We start from the raw sequence: 1707 nt of genomic DNA on the forward strand, positions 1-1707 counted from the left end.
GTCGCGGGCGACCTCCTCGGGCGTCCGCCAGGCCGCTTCGGGGTCGACGGGCGGTGGCACCCGGCCGGGCGCCGCGGCGGAGCTGTCGGTAGCGGGTCGGCCCTTGCCGTGGTGCTTTCCCATGCCGTTGTCCCTCAATCCACGATGTGCGTGCGGTAGGTCAGTTCGACCCTACGTGCTTCGTCGCAGGGCGGGACCACGACGATGTGTGCGACCGCCGTCCACGGCTCGAGTCGCACGTAATTGCTCGAACCCCAGTGGAACTCGCTGCCGGAGACCTCGTCGTGGACGCTGAACCGGGCGTCGTCGTTGTACCCGAGGGCCGCCATGTCCAGACTGAGGGTGCCCTCCTGGACGCCGTGCGAGTCGAGGGAGACCACCGTGAGGACGCAGTCGCCGGTGGGGGGGTCGAGTTTGGAGAAGGCGAGGATCTGGTCGTTGTCCACGTCGTGGAACCGCAGAGTGCGCAGCTGCTGGAGGGCGGGGTGCTCCCGACGGATCCGGTTGAGGGTCCGCAGCCACGGCGCGAGGGACTGGCCCGCCGCCTCGGCGCCGGCGAAGTCCCGGGGCCGGAGTTCGTACTTCTCCGAGTCCAGGTACTCCTCACTGCCGTCGACGACCGGCTGCCACTCGAAGAGCTCGAAGCCCGAGTACACGCCCCACGCCGGGGACAGTGTGGCCGCGAGCGTCGACCGGATCGCGAACATCGCGGGGCCCCCGCGCTGCAGCGACTCGTGGAGGATGTCGGGAGTGTTGGTGAACATGTTGGGCCGGGCCTCGTCGACGCGCGCCAGCAACTGCTCGCAGAACTCCACCAGGTCGGACTTGGTGGTCTTCCAGGTGAAGTAGGTGTACGACTGCGAGAAGCCCCGCCTGGCCAGCCCGAACATGCGGGCGGGACGGGTGAAGGCCTCGGCGAGGAACAGCACGTCCGGTTCGGTGCGCTTGACCTCGGCGATCAGCCGGCTCCAGAAGTCGGCCGGTTTGGTGTGCGGGTTGTCCACCCGGAAGATCCGTACGCCCAGGGAGGTCCACAGCCGCACCACCCGGAGCACCTCGGCGTAGATCCCCTCGGGGTCGAGGTCGAAGTTGACGGGGTAGATGTCCTGGTACTTCTTGGGCGGGTTCTCGGCGTAGGCGATGTGGCCGTCGGGCAGCACCGTGAACCACTCGGGGTGCGCCTGCGCCCACGGGTGGTCCGGCGCGCACTGCAACGCCAGGTCCAGTGCGATCTCGACACCCCGTGTGGCGGAGTACTCGACCAGCTCTCGGAAGTCCTCGATGGTGCCGAGTTCCGGGTGCACGGCATCGTGGCCGCCGTCTGCGGAACCGATCGCCCAGGGCGAACCGACGTCGCCCGGCTCCGGGGTGAGCGAGTTGTTGCGGCCCTTCCGGTTGACCACCCCGATCGGGTGGATGGGCGGCAGGTACACCACGTCGAAGCCCATGTCCGCGGCGTGATCGATATGGGTGCGCGAGGTGGCGAAGGTCCCGTGGACGGGCCGCCCCTGCTCGTCCCACCCGCCCGTGGAGCGGGGGAAGAACTCGTACCACGAGCTGAACTGCGCCTCGCGCCGGTCGACCCACACGCGGTGGGTCTGGCCGGAGGTCACCAACTCGCGGACCGGCCCGGCGGCCATCGCGGCCGCGACCTCGTCGGACAAGGCCAGCGAGGTCCGGGTCCGGGCGTCCCCGGTGCCGCGGAGC

Annotated in this window: 1 protein-coding gene; it reads right to left on the reverse strand. The window is 69.8% G+C overall.

Features of this window, described 5'->3' with window-relative positions:
* Positions 1–134: 134 nt before the first annotated feature.
* On the reverse strand, positions 135–1707 hold a 1573-nt coding region (locus G6027_RS06360; protein ID WP_182636429.1), incomplete at its 5' end, for an alpha-1,4-glucan--maltose-1-phosphate maltosyltransferase.

The sequence above is a fragment of the Dietzia sp. SLG310A2-38A2 genome, assembly GCF_014145095.1.
Lineage (GTDB): Bacteria > Actinomycetota > Actinomycetes > Mycobacteriales > Mycobacteriaceae > Dietzia.